This is a genomic window from Klebsiella sp. JN_Kp126, assembly GCF_033843325.1.
GTDB lineage: Bacteria > Pseudomonadota > Gammaproteobacteria > Enterobacterales > Enterobacteriaceae > Klebsiella > Klebsiella michiganensis.
In genome coordinates this window covers 23,372-38,858 of record NZ_JAWXQV010000060.1, presented here as the reverse complement: position 1 = coordinate 38,858, position 15,487 = coordinate 23,372, and the positions used below count along the sequence as shown (strand labels likewise).

General features: G+C 59.8%; 15 protein-coding genes and 1 pseudogene. 10 read left to right on the top strand and 6 right to left on the bottom strand.

Features of this window, described 5'->3' with window-relative positions:
• Positions 1-176: 176 nt before the first annotated feature.
• The 3 genes from hldE to SIK97_RS14890 are packed head-to-tail and all read right to left on the bottom strand — an operon-like array spanning position 177 to position 5,825.
• Positions 177-1,610 carry a bifunctional D-glycero-beta-D-manno-heptose-7-phosphate kinase/D-glycero-beta-D-manno-heptose 1-phosphate adenylyltransferase HldE gene (gene hldE / locus SIK97_RS14900; RefSeq protein WP_014226884.1) on the bottom strand — a complete coding sequence of 478 codons (1,434 nt, stop codon included), beginning with the start codon at positions 1,608-1,610 and terminating at the stop codon, positions 177-179.
• A gap of 58 nt (positions 1,611-1,668) precedes the next feature.
• Positions 1,669-4,503 (bottom strand): bifunctional [glutamate--ammonia ligase]-adenylyl-L-tyrosine phosphorylase/[glutamate--ammonia-ligase] adenylyltransferase, encoded by a 2,835-nt coding sequence (gene glnE, locus SIK97_RS14895; RefSeq protein WP_004854270.1) that lies wholly within the window; start codon positions 4,501-4,503, stop codon positions 1,669-1,671.
• 23 nt (positions 4,504-4,526) lie between these two features.
• The gene (locus SIK97_RS14890; RefSeq protein ID WP_057173287.1) at positions 4,527-5,825 is read right to left on the bottom strand and encodes an inorganic triphosphatase; all 1,299 of its coding nucleotides are present in this window, start codon (positions 5,823-5,825) and stop codon (positions 4,527-4,529) included.
• Between the two features lie 214 nt (positions 5,826-6,039).
• Here SIK97_RS14890 and SIK97_RS14885 point away from each other — a divergent pair, with 214 nt between their 5' ends.
• Both SIK97_RS14885 and SIK97_RS14880 read left to right on the top strand, forming a co-directional pair.
• The gene (locus SIK97_RS14885) at positions 6,040-6,660 is read left to right on the top strand and encodes a TIGR04211 family SH3 domain-containing protein (protein ID WP_014226886.1); all 621 of its coding nucleotides are present in this window, start codon (positions 6,040-6,042) and stop codon (positions 6,658-6,660) included.
• Positions 6,661-6,720: 60 nt separating this feature from the next.
• Complete coding sequence (locus SIK97_RS14880; RefSeq protein ID WP_057173288.1) at positions 6,721-7,962, top strand: multifunctional CCA addition/repair protein; 1,242 nt, start codon at positions 6,721-6,723, stop codon at positions 7,960-7,962.
• Positions 7,963-7,972: 10 nt separating this feature from the next.
• Here the strand turns inward: SIK97_RS14880 and bacA are convergent, their stop codons facing one another.
• Positions 7,973-8,794: an undecaprenyl-diphosphate phosphatase gene (gene bacA, locus SIK97_RS14875; RefSeq protein WP_004854277.1), complete on the bottom strand. Its 822-nt coding sequence runs from the start codon at positions 8,792-8,794 to the stop codon at positions 7,973-7,975.
• Between the two features lie 203 nt (positions 8,795-8,997).
• Positions 8,998-9,381, bottom strand: a complete 384-nt coding sequence (folB, locus tag SIK97_RS14870; protein ID WP_014226889.1) for a bifunctional dihydroneopterin aldolase/7,8-dihydroneopterin epimerase — start codon at positions 9,379-9,381, stop codon at positions 8,998-9,000.
• Positions 9,382-9,602: 221 nt separating this feature from the next.
• Between folB and plsY the strand changes: the two genes are divergently transcribed.
• A complete protein-coding gene (gene plsY / locus SIK97_RS14865; protein ID WP_004854283.1) occupies positions 9,603-10,223 on the top strand; it encodes a glycerol-3-phosphate 1-O-acyltransferase PlsY in 621 nt (206 codons plus the stop codon).
• Between the two features lie 97 nt (positions 10,224-10,320).
• Here plsY and SIK97_RS14860 read toward each other — a convergent pair.
• Positions 10,321-10,404, bottom strand: a pseudogene (locus SIK97_RS14860) (short-chain dehydrogenase); the annotation flags it as partial.
• Between SIK97_RS14860 and SIK97_RS14855 the strand changes: the two are divergent.
• The 7 genes from SIK97_RS14855 to ureG are packed head-to-tail and all read left to right on the top strand — an operon-like array spanning position 10,394 to position 15,340.
• Positions 10,394-11,218 carry an urease accessory protein UreD gene (locus tag SIK97_RS14855; RefSeq protein WP_047722903.1) on the top strand — a complete coding sequence of 275 codons (825 nt, stop codon included), beginning with the start codon at positions 10,394-10,396 and terminating at the stop codon, positions 11,216-11,218. The pseudogene SIK97_RS14860 and the gene SIK97_RS14855 overlap by 11 nt on opposite strands.
• Before the next feature lie 9 nt (positions 11,219-11,227).
• Entirely contained in the window at positions 11,228-11,530 is a 303-nt protein-coding gene (locus tag SIK97_RS14850; protein ID WP_025105909.1) for an urease subunit gamma, read from the top strand.
• A gap of 9 nt (positions 11,531-11,539) precedes the next feature.
• Positions 11,540-11,860 (top strand): urease subunit beta, encoded by a 321-nt coding sequence (locus SIK97_RS14845; RefSeq protein ID WP_014226892.1) that lies wholly within the window; start codon positions 11,540-11,542, stop codon positions 11,858-11,860.
• Positions 11,853-13,556, top strand: coding sequence for an urease subunit alpha (gene ureC, locus SIK97_RS14840; RefSeq protein WP_014839580.1), 1,704 nt, complete (start codon positions 11,853-11,855; stop codon positions 13,554-13,556). The genes SIK97_RS14845 and ureC overlap by 8 nt, the downstream gene beginning before the upstream one ends.
• A 9-nt stretch (positions 13,557-13,565) precedes the next feature.
• A complete protein-coding gene (ureE, locus tag SIK97_RS14835; RefSeq protein WP_032692886.1) occupies positions 13,566-14,039 on the top strand; it encodes an urease accessory protein UreE in 474 nt (157 codons plus the stop codon).
• A complete protein-coding gene (locus SIK97_RS14830; RefSeq protein ID WP_014226895.1) occupies positions 14,040-14,714 on the top strand; it encodes an urease accessory protein UreF in 675 nt (224 codons plus the stop codon). It abuts the gene before it with no gap.
• Between the two features lie 8 nt (positions 14,715-14,722).
• Complete coding sequence (gene ureG, locus SIK97_RS14825) at positions 14,723-15,340, top strand: urease accessory protein UreG (RefSeq protein WP_004105899.1); 618 nt, start codon at positions 14,723-14,725, stop codon at positions 15,338-15,340.
• The last annotated feature ends 147 nt before the right edge of the window (positions 15,341-15,487 follow it).

The window sequence follows — 15,487 nt, the reverse complement described above, 5'->3', positions numbered from 1 at the left end:
GCCAACTTATTGCTGACCACCTCCATAGGAGGTGGTGTTCATGCAGGGATAAAAAGAGGCCCGCGATTAGGCGATCGCGGGCCTCTTTTGTCCTGTTTTGCAGCGTTATCGCCGGTTACGCCTCGGTTAGCGCGCTAATTCCGGACATACCGCCGCTACGGTGCGAAGAGAAAACATTACTGTTTGTTATCTTTCTGGATCTTCTTGATGATGTTGGTCGTCGAGCAGCCATCTTCAAAGTTGAGCACCAGCACCTCGCCGCCGTTTGCCCAGACTTCTTCGCTACCGGCGATCTGTTCCGGCTTATAGTCGCCGCCTTTTACCAGCAGATCCGGCAGAATTCCGGCAATCAGACGCTGCGGGGTATCCTCTTCAAAAGAGACCACCCAATCGACGGCTTCCAGCGCGCCCAGCACGATCATCCGCTGATCCAGCGGGTTGACCGGGCGAGAGTCGCCTTTCAGGCGCCGGGTTGACGCGTCGCTGTTCACCGCAACGATCAGCCGATCGCCCAGCTTGCGCGCGTTAGCCAGGTAGGAAACATGGCCCGCGTGTAAAATGTCGAACACGCCGTTGGTCATCACCACTTTCTCGCCGCGCTTGCGCGCCGCGGCAACCGCCAGCTTCAGCTCTTCTTCGCTCATCACGCCAAAACCGGTCTCGGAGCGCCCGCGCACCGCGTTCTCCAGTTCGATAGGCGAAACGGTAGAGGTACCGAGTTTACCGACCACGACGCCCGCCGCCGCGTTGGCAAAGTAGCAGGCCTCTTCCAGAGTATTGCCGGAGGCCAGCGTCGCCGCCAGCACGCCGATGACCGTATCACCCGCGCCGGTAACATCATAGACTTCCTGGGCCTGAGTGGGCATATGCAGCGGCGGTCGCCCCGGCTGCAGCAGCGTCATCCCCTGCTCGGAACGGGTCACCAGCAGCGCCGAGAGGTCAAAATCGGCGATGATTTTCATCCCGCGTTCAACGATCTCTTCTTCATCCTTACATTTACCCGCGACCGCCTCAAATTCTGAGAGGTTAGGCGTCAGCAGGGTGGCGCCGCGATAGCGTTCAAAATCCGTGCCCTTCGGGTCGATAAGCACCGGAACGCCCGCGTCGCGAGCCAGCTTAATCATGGTCTGGACGCTGGTCAGCGCGCCTTTGGCGTAATCAGACAGTACCAGCGCGCCAATGGAGCTCAGCGCCTGCTGAATACGCTCGTGCATCGGCTGCGGATCGACGCCGGAGAAACCCTCTTCAAAATCGAGACGAATCAGCTGCTGGTTGCGCGACAGCACGCGCAGTTTGGTAATCGTCGGATGGGTCGGGACGGACACAAAGTCGCACTTCACGTTGACGTCGGCCAGCGCCTTGCTTAACGCGCGGGCGGCATCGTCAATCCCGGTCAGGCCAACCAGACGAGAGGTCGCGCCGAGCGACGCAATGTTCATCGCCACGTTTGCCGCGCCGCCAGGACGTTCTTCGATATTTTCCACCTTCACCACCGGCACCGGCGCTTCCGGCGAAATACGGCTGGTGGGACCATACCAGTAGCGGTCCAGCATCACATCGCCAACCACCAACACTCCTGCACGTTCAAACTCTGGCAGCGTTACTTTCATTCCTCTCTCCTGCGAGACGCAAACTTTGCGCGCGATAATAGCACACCCGGTTTTTTAGTTAAGCCATCAACCACTTCTGCCAGCTGGCGCTGACCTGTTCACGCTCCTGGCTAAACGCTTCTGGCGCCACGTTCCCCGGCTGCTCCTGCAGCGCCAGGTGATGGAGCGCATCGCGCAGCGTGGTGTAAGCGTGAGTTAACGCCCTCGCCTCTGCCTCGTCCATAATGTCGTTCTGCGCCAGCAGTTCCAGAATACGGACGTTATCGGACCAGCGCGTGAGCTTCGGTTTATCACTGGCATAGCGTAGGACCAGATACTGGGTAATAAATTCAATATCCGTGATACCCCCGGCATCGGCTTTAATATCAAAGCGATCGTGATGCTTATTCCCCAGGTGAGCGCGCATTTTTTCGCGCATTTCCCGCACTTCGGTCTGCAGTTTTTCGCCTTCTCGCGGGGTAGTAAGAATATCCCGACGAATGGCGTCAAAGCGCGCCTGTAGCTCAGGATCGCCATACACTACGCGGGCGCGAACCAGCGCCTGATGCTCCCAGGTCCATGCCTCATTTTGTTGATAATCAGCAAAGGCATCGGCGGTGGTCACCAGCATGCCCGCCGCACCAGAAGGACGTAAGCGAGCGTCCACTTCGTACAGAATGCCCGACGAGGTGCGAGTGCTGAAAAGATGCATGATGCGCTGCGCCAGCCGCAGATAAAACTGACGACCGTCGATTTCGCGCTCGCCGTCGGTCATCACCTCCATCGGACAATCGTGGAGGAACACCAGATCGAGATCGGAACTGTAGCCCAGCTCCCAGCCCCCCAGCTTACCGTAGCCAACCACCGCAAAACCGCGCCCCTGGCGATCGTGCAGATGCGTCGGCTGCCCGTAGCGGGCCACCATCTGCAGCCAGGCCTGCTGGACCACCGCGTCAATCATCGCCTCCGCCAGCCAGGTTAAGTGATCGCTCACTTTCATCACCGGCAGGGTTCCGGCGATATCGGCCGCGGCGATATGCAGCAGCTGCGCCTGCTTAAACTGGCGCAGCGCCTCCAGCTGCTGCTCTTCATCATCTTCCGGTACGCGCAGCAGATACTGCCGAAGTTCGTCGCGATAGGCATCGGTGGCCGTCGGTTGATAAAGCGTATTCGGGTCCAGCAGCTCGTCCAGCAGCAGCGGATGGCGAGCCAGCTGGCTGGCGACCATCGGCGACGCCGCGCACAGGCTAATCAGGTGCTTTAGCGCGCCGGGGAATTCGCTCAGCAGCTCCAGATAGGTTGTGCGGGTGACAATCCCGGTGAGCAGCGGCGTAATGCGCGCCAGCGGCACCGGGGCATCCGCGCGCGAGCAGATTTCGCTGAGCAGATGCGGCATGAGCTGGTCGAGCACCTGACGGCCGCGCGGGCCAATCGTACGCCGGTCCAGCTCTTTACGAAAATCGGCGATCAGCGCCAGCACGCTGCGGCGATCGCTGTCGGCGAGATGCGCCAGCGCCGGGCTGGTATCATCCTCCTGCAGCGCGTCCTGCCACAGTTCGCGCCAGTACTCTTCAAGCTGTTCATCCGGCGACTGGGTTTCATCGTCGCCGATCAATTCATTAAACACGCGCCGCACGTTGGCCATCTGCTCCGCCAGCCGCGCGCTGAGCGTATCCCAGTCGGCAGCCCCCATCCCCCAGGCCAGCCGGGCGCGATTAAGTTCATCCTGCGGCAGGGTTTGCGTCTGCTCGTCGTTGATGCTTTGCAGCAGGTTTTCCAGGCGACGCAAAAACAGATAGGCTTCGCGCAGCCTCTGCGCATCCCCTTCCGGCAGCAGGTGCAGCTCTTCGATGGCGGCCAGCGTCGGCAGCAAAGCCCGCTGTTGCAGCATCGGTTCGCGTCCGCCGCGAATCAGCTGGAAGACCTGGACGATAAACTCCACTTCGCGGATGCCGCCCGCGCCGAGCTTGATATTGTCCTTCAGTCCCCGACGGCGCACCTCACGGGCGATCATTCCCTTCATGTTACGCAGAGACTGAATCACGCTGAAATCAATATAGCGGCGGAAGACAAACGGCCGCAGCATGGCGCGCAGCTCGCTGGCGTAAACGCCATCGTTATCGCCCATGATTCGCGCTTTCACCATCGCGTAGCGCTCCCAGTCGCGCCCCTGCTCCTGGTAATAATCCTCCAGCGCGGCAAAGCTCAGCACCAGCGGGCCGCTGTCGCCAAACGGGCGCAGGCGCATATCAACGCGGTAGACAAAGCCATCCTGGGTGGGCTGATCCAGCACCTTAATCAGGCGCTGCCCGAGGCGGGTAAAAAACTGGGCGTTGTCCAGCTCGCGACGGCCGCCGCGCGTGGCGCCATGCTCCGGCCAGGCGAAAATCAGATCGATGTCGGAGGAGAAATTCAGCTCGCCGCCGCCGAGCTTGCCCATCCCGAGGATCAGCAGCGGCTGCGGCGTACCTTCAGCATTACACGGAGTGCCCCATTCACGGCAGCAGGCGGCGTATAGCCAGTCGCGCGCGGCGACGATTAAGGTCTCCGCCAGCGCGCTTAGCTGCTGCAGGCTGCTCTCTTCGCTGACCAGCGATAGCGCCTGGGCCCAGGCGATACGCACCATGATCCGACGGCGAAACTGGCGCAGCTCGCGCATCAGCGCGGCTTCATCATTGACCTCGGCCAGGCGAACCTGCAGCCAGTCGGCATAGTGATGCCACTCCTGCGCCTCGGGGGGCGCACTTTCAAGCTCCGCCAGCCACTGCGGCTGCGCGATCAGACTCTGTTCGACGAAATCGCTAAAGGCCATGACCGATTGCGCCCGATCGCTCAACGTCGATACGGGAAAATCCGCTGGTAGCCGGCCTGCGACCGTCTGCCAGTGCTGCTGTAATTGCGAAGAAAGCGGCATCTTAGGGGCTCCCTGGCCTGAAATTATCGTTTTCCACTATGCAGCCAGAACGGCTCCGCGGCCAGCGCCTGGCGACGAAAATATTCGATAACGCTGCTGTCGTTATGCGCTATCGCCCGGCGGGTTTCTTGCCAGTTTTCCAGCCACGGCGCGGCAGCGTCGATATAAGCGCCGGATAGCAGCTGAACGGTGTCAATTTCACGGGTCAGGCGCGGAAGCTGATCGACATAACCGTCAGCGGACGGCTGGCGGAAGGCGTTTTTCAGCTCCGCCGCCGCTCTGGAGAGCTGAATATCCGCGAAGCGTTTAAACGAACCGGCAATTTTCTGCTCTCCGGCTGCGTTCAGGAAGGGACGCCAGCCGTGGTTTATCAGCAGATCGGTCAGCGTCAGCTTGGCTCTGACGGTCGCCACGCTGAAAAGCGCCGCCTGGGCGGTTTCGGCCTCCGCCAGCGCCGCCTCAGCTTCGCTCAGACGCTCACGCAGCAGCGTGGTGGCCTTGCGCGGGACAATACCGCCAAACAGCACCAGCGCGTGCCGCACGCGGGCGATAGCGTGCAAAATCTCCGCTTTCGCTTTTGTATTGCCGCGATTGAGGAGTTCATCATGATACAGCCAGTGCGCCAGCGCGCTTTCCAGCGCCGCTTCCAGACCCTGCTCGACGCTGGCCTTCGGCGCGACGCGAAGGATCGTTAACGCGGTCAGCGGACGTTCTTCATTGCCCTGCGCCAGATGATAACCGCGCGCCGCCTTGCTCAGGCTGCCCTGACGCAGTACGCCGGTATCCAGCAGGCGACGGGCAAGGGTCAGAATGTCCTGCGTAGTACCGGACAGCAGTTCCAGCTCCAGTTCACAAATCGGTTCCTGATGCTCGCCGGCTTTAACTTCGCCGCGGTCAAGAGCGATTTCAATTTCGCTGTCGCCTTCTTTGACCACCCATCTTTCACGCTCAAAATCGGTGCTGAAAAGCGGCTGTACGTTCTGTGCGAGCGCCGCCGGCAGTTCCCCCTGCGGCCAGACCTCAGCCGGCAGTTTCTCCAGCGCCAGCTCCGGGGTGTCCAGCGGAATGTTGTATTCCGGACGCTGATGCAGGCCGCCGACGACGCGCCCGGCGATTTTCAGCGTCATTTCATAGCGCCCCTGGTCGCCGCGAATGCGCAGCCCCATGTCGTGGCGGCGCAGCCAGTTATCCGCCGTTTCATAGTAAATATTCAGCAATTGACCCGCTGGCGTATGCTTTGCCTCCAGCGCGTTGAGGTGCTGACGCAGCGCGTCAACGCCATCCTGAGCGACGATAAACTTTAATTCGATTTCTTGAGCCATGACTGAATTCTTCCGCTTATATGCTGTGCCGGGAAATTGCGGCGAACTAACAACGATATTTCTTGTCAGTAAATAGTATTTTGCGGCGAATCGCCATGCAATGCGCATTTTGCCGGGCCACCTCCTGGATGATTCCGATTGTGGCGGAAAACTTTGCGTCGCTTCGGCGATGCCACTACTATCGTTCAACTTTTTATGACCAAACGATGACCTGATGCCAAAATTACGCCTTATTACATTGACTTTGCTGGCGCTGAGCGCCGCCACGGCGGTTCACGCGGAAGAAAAACGTTACGTTTCAGATGAACTGAATACCTGGGTGCGCAGCGGTCCGGGCGATAACTATCGTCTCGTGGGCACCATCAACGCCGGTGAAGAAGTCGCGGTGCTGCAAACCAACGACAGCACGAACTACGCTCAGGTACGCGACAACAGCGGCCGTACCGCCTGGATCCCCTTGAAAGAGCTGAGCAACGAGCCCAGCCTGCGCACCCGCGTGCCGGATCTGGAAAACCAGGTCAAAACCCTGACCGACAAACTCAACAACATCGACACCACCTGGAATCAGCGCACGGCGGACATGCAGAAGAAAGTCGCCGGTAGCGACGCCGTGATAAACGGTCTGAAAGAAGAGAACCAAAAGCTGAAAAATGAGCTGGTTGTCGCGCAGAAAAAGGTAAACGCCGCAAATCTGCAGCTTGATGACAAACAGCGAACCATTATCATGCAGTGGTTTATGTACGGCGGCGGCGTGCTGGGCGTCGGCCTGATCCTCGGACTGGTGTTGCCGCACCTGGTACCGAGCCGCAAACGCAAAGACCGCTGGATGAACTAATTCGTCTTCTCTGCCAGACTTACGTATCATCGTAAGAAAATAAAGACGGGAGAGTGAGGCGTGAAGGTTTATCTGGTCGGTGGTGCAGTACGAGATGCGTTATTAAGGCTACCGGTTAAAGACAAAGATTGGGTCGTGGTTGGCGCCACGCCTCAGCAACTTCTCGACGCGGGCTACCAGCAGGTAGGCCGTGATTTTCCCGTGTTCCTGCATCCGCAAAGCCGCGAAGAGTATGCGCTGGCGCGCACCGAGCGCAAGTCCGGCTCCGGCTACACCGGCTTTACCTGCTATGCCGCCGCTGACGTCACCCTTGAGCAAGACCTGCTGCGCCGCGATCTGACGATCAACGCGCTGGCCCAGGACGCCGACGGCCAGATTATCGATCCCTACGGCGGCCAGGCTGATTTACGCCAGCGCCTGCTGCGCCACGTCTCGCCCGCCTTTAGCGAGGACCCGCTACGCGTCCTGCGCGTGGCGCGTTTTGCCGCCCGCTACGCGCATCTGGGGTTCCGTATCGCCGATGAAACCATGGCGCTGATGCGGGCGATGGCCGATGCTGGCGAGCTGGCGTACCTCACGCCTGAGCGGGTGTGGAAAGAGACGGAAAGCGCCCTCTCTACCCGCAATCCGCAGGTCTTCTTCCAGACATTACGCGACTGCCGCGCGCTCAAGGTGCTGTTCCCGGAAGTCGACGCTCTTTATGGCGTACCGGCCCCGGCTAAATGGCACCCGGAAATCGACACTGGCCTGCATACGCTGATGACCGTCACCATGGCGGCGATGCTCTCGCCCGAAGTGGATGTCCGTTTTGCCACCCTATGCCACGACCTCGGGAAAGGGCTGACGCCGAAAGCGCTCTGGCCGCGCCATCATGGTCACGGTCCGGCTGGCGTTAAGCTGGTCGAGCAGCTCTGCGCCCGTTTGCGGGTGCCAAACGAGCTGCGCGACCTGGCAAAACTGGTCGCCGAATTTCACGATCTGATTCATACCCTGCCCATCCTGCAGCCGAAAACGCTGGTCAAGCTGTTCGATAATATCGACGCCTGGCGCAAGCCGCATCGTGTCAGGCAAATCGCGTTAACCAGCGAGGCCGACGTGCGCGGGCGCACCGGCTTTGAAGCCTGCGATTATCCGCAGGGTCGCCTGCTGCTGGAAGCCTGGGACGTTGCCCGGTCGGTTTCAACTAAAGAGGTGGTGGCGGAAGGTTTTCAGGGCGTTGAAATTCGTGAAGAGCTGACGCGTCGGCGGATTCAGGCCGTCGCCCGCTGGAAAGAAAAGCGTTGCCCTCAGCCGCGGGACTGAGGGCGGGCGCTTAGAAGAAGACCACGTAGACCGCTGCCGCAACGATAAAACGGTAGATGGCGAACGGGATAAACGAAATACGTTTAATCAGCTGCAGGAAGGTTTTAATCGCAATCAGCGCGACGATAAATGCCGTGATAAAACCGACGGCAAACATCGGAATATCGCCGGCGTTCAGGAAGCCAATGCTCTTGTACATATCCAGTACGGTTGCGCCCATCATCATCGGCACCGCCAGCAGGAACGAGAACTCAGAGGCCGCATAGCGGCTGACGCCCATCAGCATCCCGCCGGAAATCGTCGCCCCGGAACGCGAGAAGCCCGGCCACAGCGCCAGACACTGGAAGCAGCCGATGACGAACGCCTGACGATAGGTCATATCATCAATGCCCACCGCGCGCGGCTGTTTCGGCTTCAGCACTTCCGCCGCGATCAGCAGCACGCCGCCCACAATCAGCGCATACATCACGTTTATCGGGTTAAACAGCGACTTGATGGTATCGTGGAAAATCAGCCCCAGCACCACCGCCGGGATCATCCCCAAAAGAATATGGATAAGCGACAGGCGACCGCTGCCCTGGCCTTCATGCTCGGGCTTTTTGCCAAAATGAATGCCGATAAGACCAAACAGGCGGCGCCAGAACATCACCACAACGGCCAGAATGGAACCAAGCTGAATGACGACTTCAAACGTATTCGCGGTATCGCCTTCAAAACCCAGCAGATGACCGACAATAATCATATGACCAGTACTGGAGACAGGTAAAAATTCTGTCAAACCCTCAACCACACCCAATATTGCCGCTATCAGCAGCGAGTGTATATCGCTCATCCAATTAAACCCTTTAAAAAGTAAAATGAAAAAAACCAGGAACGAAGAACCGAGCTATCAGGCGTGCTTATTTGGCCACAGACAGCGCGCAGAAAAGTGAGCGTACAGGTTGTACGCAAGGATTTCGAACGCTGTCACAGGGCAAAACGGCAAAGAAAATAGCCTGATGGCCGGATTCTATGACCGGTATAAACGCAATTTGTTTAACGAGTATGACCTGAAAAGTTTTGTTTCAGATTAAGGCCACGTTCAATAATGACGCCGACGTTAGCCGCCCGGGCTACCGCCCCAGGTTTGCTGACTTTAATACGTACCCATGGAGATTGAAACTTTTCCAGCAGCAGGTCGGCAATTTCTTCCGCCACGCGTTCCACCAGCGCAAAACGCCCGCCTTCGACGTGGCTGATTACCAGCTCGCTGATATCAGCATAGCTGAGACAATCGCTGACATCATCGCTGGCCGCCGCTTTGCGGTTATCCCACGCCATTTCGATATCGAACACCAGCTTCTGTTCGATGGTCTGTTCCCAGTCGTAAACACCAATTGTGGTGATTACCGAAAGTTGCTCTATAAATACAATATCCATCACGACCTGCCTGCTTTTTGGCTAAACCGGATACCACTTCCGGCCAATTATGCGTATTATCCACAGATGCAAAGACATCCCCTAAATAATTTGCGTTGCAGGAAGACAGCGACGCGGCAAGGCTCCAGGAGCATAGCGTCGCTATGGGTCCCGGCGAGCCAATGCGCGGACAACGCGCAGTGCGCAGGGGATAAAACGACACTTTCAAAATGGAACAGCTGATGAGTGCAATCGCGCCTGGACTGGTTATCCTCGCCTACCTCTGCGGCTCAATCTCCAGCGCCATTCTCGTTTGCCGCCTCGCTGGCCTTCCCGACCCTCGCGACAGCGGCTCCGGCAATCCAGGGGCGACGAACGTCCTGCGAATTGGCGGCAAGGGCGCAGCCGTAGCGGTGCTTATTTTTGACGTACTGAAAGGCATGCTGCCGGTCTGGGGCGCGTGGGCGTTAGGCCTGACGCCGTTCTGGCTCGGCCTGGTGGCGATCGCCGCCTGCGTGGGCCATATCTGGCCGGTATTTTTTAACTTTCGCGGCGGTAAAGGCGTGGCCACCGCTTTCGGCGCCATTGCTCCTATCGGCTGGGATCTCACCGGCGTGATGGCCGGAACCTGGCTGCTGACGATTCTGCTCAGCGGCTACTCCTCGCTGGGGGCTATCGTGAGCGCGCTGATTGCTCCGTTCTATGTCTGGTGGTTCAAACCGCAGTACACTTTCCCGGTTTCGATGCTGTCATGCCTGATTCTGCTGCGCCATCACGACAACATACAGCGTCTGTGGCGTCGTCAGGAAACCCGCATCTGGACTCGGCTCAAAAAGAAGAAAAAAACGCCGGAGCAGAAATAACCTTTGCTGCGCCGCAACTTCGCGGCAAGTAAGCCCCAGGTGATTAAAGTAAACCAACGCGGCTGCGGCTCGAAGTATGACGGGTATAAGCTTTTCATATGACCGGGATGATTGGCCCCCGATCAATACTCTTCGCTGCTGTTTTATCTTGATTTTGCAGGGGCGCGACATTGCACGGCACCGTGTTACCACAGAATAAAAAAGGCTGGCAGGCCTCGCTGGACCTCCAGTTTCAATTTCTCGGCGGGAAAACCACGCTCGCCTCCCGTCGTCATGTCGGTCCCCTCACCGTTCAGCGCCCGTTTTATCCCGAAGAAGAGACCTGTCACCTCTATCTGCTTCATCCGCCCGGCGGTATCGTCGGCGGCGATGAACTCACCATTAGCGCGACGATGGATCCCGGGTGCCACACGCTGATCACCATGCCCGGCGCCAGCAAGTTCTATCGCAGCAGCGGCGCGCAGGCGCGTCTTCAGCAAACCCTGACGCTGGCCGAAAACTCAACGCTCGAGTGGCTGCCGCAGGACGCGATCTTCTTTCCCGGCGCCAACGCCGCTTTGTCTACCGCCTTTCATCTCGCCGCCTCCAGCACGCTGCTGGCGTGGGACCTGCTGTGCCTTGGCCGGCCGGTCATCGGCGAAGCCTTTAGCCACGGCGCACTCGCCAATCGCCTGGAGGTGTGGGTCGGCGGCTCTCCGCTGCTGATTGAGCGCCTGAGCCTGGCCGATGGACAGCTGGCCTGCGTCGCGCAGCAGCCGTGGGTGGGAACGATGCTGTTCTACCCGGCGAACGAAACGCTGCTCGAAGGCGTACGCGAAAAACTTACGCCGCTGGCAAACTACGCCGGCGCGACGCTCACCGACGGCCTGCTGACGGTACGCTTTCTAAGTGACGATAATCTGCGTTGCCAGCGGGCGATGCGCGATATCTGGCAATTTATGCGCCCGCACCTGACCGGCAAATCTCCGGTACTCCCCCGAATCTGGCTGACTTAAGAGAACGCTATGGAACTGACACCCAGAGAAAAAGACAAGCTGTTGCTGTTTACCGCCGCGCTGGTGGCGGAGCGTCGCCTGGCCCGCGGTCTGAAGCTCAATTATCCCGAATCCGTGGCCCTGATTAGCGCCTTTATTATGGAGGGCGCGCGCGATGGCAGAAGCGTCGCGGCGCTGATGGAAGAAGGACGCCACGTCCTGAGCCGCGACCAGGTCATGGAAGGCGTGCCGGAAATGATCCCCGATATCCAGGTCGAAGCCACCTTCCCGGACGGCTCGAAGCTGGTTACCGTCCATAACCCGATAATCTGAGGTAGCGCGATGATCCCAGGAGAATATCAGGTAAAACCCGGCCAGATAGCGATTAACGTCGGCCGCGCCACCTGCTGCATTATCGTTGAAAATCACGGCGACCGGCCGATTCAGGTCGGCTCGCATTACCACTTCGCCGAGGTCAACCCGGCGCTGAAGTTCGATCGCCAGCAGGCGACCGGCTATCGCCTGAATATCGCCGCCGGCACCGCAGTGCGCTTCGAACCTGGCCAAAAGCGCGAGGTGGAGCTGGTGGCGCTGGCCGGAACCCGCGCGGTGTACGGTTTCCGCGGAGACGTTATGGGCGCGCTGGAGGCAAACGATGAGTGACATTTCACGTCAGGCCTATGCCGACATGTTCGGCCCCACCACCGGCGATAAAGTTCGCCTGGCGGACACCGAGCTGTGGATCGAGGTCGAAGATGATTTGACCACCTACGGCGAAGAGGTCAAATTCGGCGGTGGCAAAGTGATCCGCGACGGTATGGGCCAGGGACAGATGCTTTCCGCCGGGTGTGTGGATCTGGTGCTGACAAATGCCCTGATCGTCGATTACTGGGGGATCGTCAAAGCCGACATCGGCGTCAAAGACGGGCGGATCTTCGCGATCGGCAAAGCCGGTAACCCGGATATTCAGCCCAACGTCACGATCCCGATCGGCGCGGCCACGGAAATTATTGCGGCGGAAGGCAAGATCGTCACCGCCGGCGGCGTCGATACGCATATTCACTGGATCTGTCCGCAGCAGGCGGAAGAGGCGCTGGTCTCCGGCGTCACCACCATGATCGGCGGCGGGACCGGCCCGGCGGCGGGCACCAACGCCACGACCTGCACGCCCGGGCCGTGGTACATCTCGCGGATGCTGCAGGCCGCGGACAGCCTGCCGGTCAATATTGGCCTGCTGGGTAAAGGCAATGGTTCGAATCCGGATGCGCTGCGTGAGCAGGTCGCGGCCGGGGTTATCGGCCTGAAAATTCACGAAGACTGGGGCGCGACCCCGGCGGCAATCGACTGCGCGCTGACGGTGGCCGACGAAATGGACGTGCAGGTCGCGCTGCACAGCGACACCCTCAATGAGTCCGGATTCGTTGAGGATACCCTGGCGGCCATCGGCGGGCGCACTATCCATACTTTCCATACCGAAGGCGCGGGCGGCGGCCATGCGCCGGATATTATTACCGCCTGCGCGCACCCCAATATTCTGCCCTCGTCAACCAACCCGACGCTGCCCTATACCGTCAACACCATTGACGAACATCTGGATATGCTGATGGTTTGCCATCATCTCGACCCGGATATCGCCGAGGACGTGGCGTTTGCCGAATCGCGCATTCGGCGGGAAACCATCGCCGCGGAAGACGTCCTGCACGATCTGGGCGCCTTCTCCCTCACCTCGTCTGATTCGCAGGCGATGGGGCGCGTCGGCGAAGTGGTGTTGCGCACCTGGCAGGTGGCGCACCGGATGAAGGTCCAGCGCGGCCCGCTGGCGGAAGAGAGCGGCGATAACGACAACTTCCGCGTGAAGCGCTATATCGCCAAGTACACCATTAATCCGGCGTTAACCCACGGTATCGCCCATGAAGTCGGTTCGATTGAAGTGGGTAAACTGGCGGATCTGGTGCTGTGGTCCCCGGCGTTCTTCGGCGTGAAGCCGGCGACGATCGTCAAAGGCGGCATGATCGCGATGGCGCCGATGGGCGACATCAACGCCTCTATCCCGACGCCGCAGCCGGTGCACTATCGCCCGATGTTCGGCGCGCTGGGCAGCGCTCGCCACCGCTGCCGTTTGACCTTTCTGTCGCAGGCGGCGGCGGAAAACGGCGTCGCTGAACGGCTGAACCTGCACAGCGCGACGGCGGTGGTTAAAGGCTGCCGCACGGTACAAAAAGGCGATATGCACCACAACGGCCTGCTGCCCACTATTACCGTGGATTCGCAAACCTACGAGGTGCGCATCGACGGCGAACTGATAACCAGCGAACCGGCGGACGTGTTACCGATGGCGCAACGTTATTTCCTGTTTTAAGGAGCGCAAATGCTTTATTTGACCCAACGGGTGGAGACCCCGGCGCAGGCCACGGCCAGCGTTACCCTGCCGATTGACGTGCGGGTAAAAAGCCGCATTAAAGTCACGCTTAACGATGGCCGTCAGGCGGGCCTGCTGCTGCCGCGCGGTCTGCTGCTGCGCGGCGGCGACATTCTCAGTAACGAAAACGGTAGCGAATTCATTGAAGTGATCGCCGCTGATGAAGCCGTTTCGGTCGTACGCTGCGATGACCCCTTTATGCTGGCGAAGGCCTGCTATCACCTTGGCAATCGCCACGTGCCGCTACAGATTATGCCCGGCGAGCTGCGCTATCATCACGATCACGTCCTGGACGATATGCTGCGCCAGTTTGGCCTGGCCGTGGATTTCGCGCATCTGCCGTTTGAACCGGAAGCCGGCGCCTACGCCAGCGAATCGCACGGCCATCACCACCACCATCACGATCGTGAGCACAGCCACTAAATGCCGACGCCGGAAAAACGTCTGCGCTTGATGCAGCTTGCCAGCAGCAGCCTCCCGGTTGGCGGCTACAGCTGGTCCCAGGGGCTGGAGTGGGCGGTGGAAGCGGGCTGGGTAGCGGATACCGCCGCCTTTGAGCGCTGGCAGCTGCGCCAAATGGAGCAGAGCTTTTTTACCGTCGACCTGCCGCTGTTTGCCCGTCTCTACCGGGCCTGCGAAGCGGGCGATCTGGCCTGCGCCCGGCGCTGGACCGCTTATCTGCTCGCCTGCCGGGAAACCCGCGAGCTGCGCGATGAAGAGCGCAACCGCGGCGCGGCCTTCACCCGGCTGCTGGCCGACTGGCAGCCGGACTGCCCGCCCGAATGGCGCAAGCTGTGCCAGCAAAGTCAGCTAACCGGCATGGCGTGGCTCGGCGTACGCTGGCAAATCGCCATTCCTGACCTGGCCCTGAGCCTTGGCTATAGCTGGATTGAAAGCGCGGTGATGGCGGGCGTCAAGCTGGTGCCCTTTGGCCAGCAGGCGGCCCAGCAGTTGATTCTTCGCCTGTGCGACCGCTACGCGGCGGACATGGACAGCGCCCTGGCGACCCCGGACGACGCCATCGGTTCGGCGACGCCGCTTGCGGCTATCGCTTCCGCCCGGCACGAAACCCAGTATTCCCGATTATTCCGTTCTTAGGAGAAGGTATGAACATGATTAAGCAACCGCTGCGCGTCGGCGTCGGCGGCCCGGTCGGCTCCGGAAAAACCGCGCTGCTGGAAGCCCTCTGCAAAGCCATGCGCGACACCTGGCAGCTGGCGGTGGTGACCAACGATATCTACACCAAAGAAGATCAGCGCATTCTCACCGAGGCTGGCGCCCTGGAGCCTGAACGAATTGTCGGCGTCGAAACCGGCGGCTGCCCGCATACCGCTATTCGGGAAGATGCGTCGATGAACCTTGCCGCGGTGGAAGCGCTGAGCGAGAAATTCGGCAATCTCGATCTCATCTTTGTGGAAAGCGGCGGCGATAACCTGAGCGCCACCTTCAGCCCGGAGCTGGCGGATCTCACCATCTACGTCATCGACGTGGCGGAAGGGGAAAAGATCCCGCGCAAAGGCGGACCGGGGATCACCAAATCCGACTTCCTGGTGATCAACAAAACCGATCTTGCACCGTACGTGGGCGCGTCTCTGGAAGTGATGGAGCGCGATACCCTGCGCATGCGCGGCGAACGCCCGTGGAGCTTCACCAACCTGAAAAGCGGCGACGGCCTGCAAAATATCATCGCCTTTATCGAAGACAAAGGCATGCTCGGCAAGTAACCCCTGCACCATCCCGGCGCAGAGGTGTCGGGATGGTGCATACCCTGCCCTCTCTTTAACCATCCCCTTCATGAAGCCCTGATAGCGCCTGCCCTGCGATGTGGCATAAGGTTTGCTAATTCCAGTCATGCCTAACCATTAAGGAAT

What these genes read in the sequence shown, in the direction of transcription:
- ureC (WP_014839580.1), top strand. Translation starts at nt 11,853, where the DNA reads ATGAGTGACATTTCACGTCAGGCCTATGCCGACATGTTCGGCCCCACC.
- folB (WP_014226889.1), bottom strand. Translation starts at nt 9,381, where the DNA reads ATGGATATTGTATTTATAGAGCAACTTTCGGTAATCACCACAATTGGT.
- ureE (WP_032692886.1), top strand. Translation starts at nt 13,566, where the DNA reads ATGCTTTATTTGACCCAACGGGTGGAGACCCCGGCGCAGGCCACGGCC.
- ureG (WP_004105899.1), top strand. Translation starts at nt 14,723, where the DNA reads ATGAACATGATTAAGCAACCGCTGCGCGTCGGCGTCGGCGGCCCGGTC.
- bacA (WP_004854277.1), bottom strand. Translation starts at nt 8,794, where the DNA reads ATGAGCGATATACACTCGCTGCTGATAGCGGCAATATTGGGTGTGGTT.
- SIK97_RS14845 (WP_014226892.1), top strand. Translation starts at nt 11,540, where the DNA reads ATGATCCCAGGAGAATATCAGGTAAAACCCGGCCAGATAGCGATTAAC.
- SIK97_RS14885 (WP_014226886.1), top strand. Translation starts at nt 6,040, where the DNA reads ATGCCAAAATTACGCCTTATTACATTGACTTTGCTGGCGCTGAGCGCC.
- SIK97_RS14890 (WP_057173287.1), bottom strand. Translation starts at nt 5,825, where the DNA reads ATGGCTCAAGAAATCGAATTAAAGTTTATCGTCGCTCAGGATGGCGTT.
- hldE (WP_014226884.1), bottom strand. Translation starts at nt 1,610, where the DNA reads ATGAAAGTAACGCTGCCAGAGTTTGAACGTGCAGGAGTGTTGGTGGTT.
- SIK97_RS14850 (WP_025105909.1), top strand. Translation starts at nt 11,228, where the DNA reads ATGGAACTGACACCCAGAGAAAAAGACAAGCTGTTGCTGTTTACCGCC.
- plsY (WP_004854283.1), top strand. Translation starts at nt 9,603, where the DNA reads ATGAGTGCAATCGCGCCTGGACTGGTTATCCTCGCCTACCTCTGCGGC.
- glnE (WP_004854270.1), bottom strand. Translation starts at nt 4,503, where the DNA reads ATGCCGCTTTCTTCGCAATTACAGCAGCACTGGCAGACGGTCGCAGGC.
- SIK97_RS14830 (WP_014226895.1), top strand. Translation starts at nt 14,040, where the DNA reads ATGCCGACGCCGGAAAAACGTCTGCGCTTGATGCAGCTTGCCAGCAGC.